2 protein-coding genes are annotated in these 2309 nt (G+C 36.9%); both read right to left on the reverse strand.

What is annotated here, in order from left to right:
• Window positions 1–4: 4 nt before the first annotated feature.
• Entirely contained in the window at window positions 5–1438 is a 1434-nt protein-coding gene (locus tag BAZSYMA_RS07320; protein WP_195910147.1) for a tetratricopeptide repeat protein, read from the reverse strand.
• 5 nt (window positions 1439–1443) lie between these two features.
• On the reverse strand, window positions 1444–2289 hold the full coding sequence (gene epmA / locus BAZSYMA_RS07325) for an EF-P lysine aminoacylase EpmA (protein WP_090717261.1): 846 nt from the start codon (window positions 2287–2289) through the stop codon (window positions 1444–1446).
• Window positions 2290–2309 lie beyond the last annotated feature (20 nt).

Genomic DNA, 2309 nt, shown 5'->3' on the forward strand with positions numbered 1-2309 from the left:
ATTATTATTTGTATTTGCTGATATACGACAAAATCTTCTTACCTTCTTGATTACCTTGTTTGGCAGAAGAGGCAGCCCAAAAATATGCAGATTGGTAATTCGCTTTAACGCCAATACCTTTGAAATACATCATTGCCAAAGAATTTTGTGAGCGTGCCACGCCTTGTCTGGCTGATTTTTGCATTAATGTAAAAGCTTTTGTATCATTTTTTGGTACTAATGCGCCAATACTAAACAAGATGCTCAAATTGTGTTGTGCAGTTGGGTTGCCTTGCTCAGCACTAAGGGTTAATGCTTTAATATTCTTATCTAGCGCTTCCGTATTATCCAATAATGAACGCTTGATTTCTTTCACATTAGGTATGGTGGTAATGATAGGCTTTTCTAAGGGTTTACTGAGTAAATTTTCTATCAATTTAACAGATGGTTTTTCTGAAATTTCTACTGTCTGATAATCATCTTCAGTATTTTTATTGTCCGCTATATTGGCATCAACCTGCCTTAACAAAGATTCTGCTGATGTGTGACCTTGCTTAAAAGCTTTATCATACCAATACCTTGCCTGCTCTAAATCCTGTTCAACTTGTGTGCTGTAATGATAAATACTTGCCGCCAAAAATTGCGCTTCAACATTGCCTTTTTCAGCAACTATTAACGCCAACTTAAGCGCCTCAATATCGTCTTTCTCACTTAAACGACCTTGATAATATAATTTAGCCAGACGCAATTGCGCTTTGGTAAACTTTTGTTCTGCTGATTGTTGATACATCAATAATGCTTGAACAAATTTCTCTTGGCGCTCAAATAACAAAGCCAAATAATATTGTGCTTCAGCGTTTGACTGTACAGCTGCAGCTTCATACCAATGTTGTGCCTCTGTCAAATCTTTTGCCACACCTTCTCCCTTGTCATACAGTTTACCCAGTGCCAACTGAGCAGGTACAAACCCAAGTTTGGCAGCCTTTGTATACCAATAACGAGCCTTTACATAATCAACTTCTATCTCTTTTCCAAAGTGATACATTGTGGCTAATTTATATTGCACCTCTATAAAATCTTGCTGTGCTGCTCTTGAATACCAAAATACTGCCTGTTTCAAATTTTTCTCAGTACCAATACCGTTATAATAAAACTCTGCCAAATTAAACTGCGCTGTAGAATAGCCAGATTCGGCAACTTGAAAATACCAATAAAACGCCAACTTCATATCTTTTGCAACATTGATACCATGATGATACATTTTTGCCAAACTTAGTTGCGCTCTTACATTACCACTTTTTGCATCCTTATTTAGTTGGGTCAGAATTTGTGTTGGTGGTGGTTGCTCAGAGCGCCCTAGTTTTTGTTTAACTGTATTTTGTCCATCTGTAGGCTGCAAAAATTGCAAAGCGCCTACATTCAAGCTCAACAATAATAATAAGGGAAATAATCGAATCATAATTTTCATTTTAACAGATTTGACAATAATCGCTCTACCCCAATAGCAACCCCTGAGCATTGTGGCAGGGAATTTTGTAAATTTGACAAAAAACCTTTATCAATATCAACGGGTGCTTTGCCTAGAACCAAACGCTTATTAATTTCAAGCCCAAAGCATTTTTGATAGTCCTGTGCATCTTGTAATTCATCATAACCATTTGCCACTTCATCACCATACATATACATCTCAAATCGATGTGCTACTTGCCCTTGTACTTTAGCCAAGGCAGATTGGCTCTTGGGGTAATCATAAATAAAACAAAGGGGGTATTCTTCCAGTTTTGGCTCACACAATGCGGTAAACAGCAAAATCTGTAAATCTTCAATCCACTCAAAATCACTACATAAATCATGCGATTTGGCTATTTTTTTTAAGTCATTAAAATCCATATTTAAAATATCAATATCAGCAAATTCACTGAATGCTTGTGCGTAAGACAACCGTGTTGCTGGTCTAGTAAAGCCCAACGATTTAAGCAAATCTGTCATATCATCCATCAATCTATGGATATCAAACCCTAAACGATAATATTCTAACATTGTGAACTCGTTAAAATTCTGTGCACCCTGCTCATTATTACGAAACACTTGACAGATCTGATAAATATCCCCACTGCCCTTTGCCAGTAGTTTCTTCATTTCTAATTCAGGAGAGGTGTGCAGATATTTCGATTTAAGCCCAATGTCTTTATTAACTTGCAGTGCAATACTATCAATATAAACATCGGTTGTAGGATAGTCAAGCAGTTGCGGGGTTTGCACTTCACACAACCCTTGCCCATCAAAAAATTGACGAATTTTCTTAATGATGTCAGCACTTAGCTTTAATG

This window comes from Bathymodiolus azoricus thioautotrophic gill symbiont (assembly GCF_001298715.1).
Classification (GTDB): Bacteria; Pseudomonadota; Gammaproteobacteria; order PS1; family Pseudothioglobaceae; genus Thiodubiliella.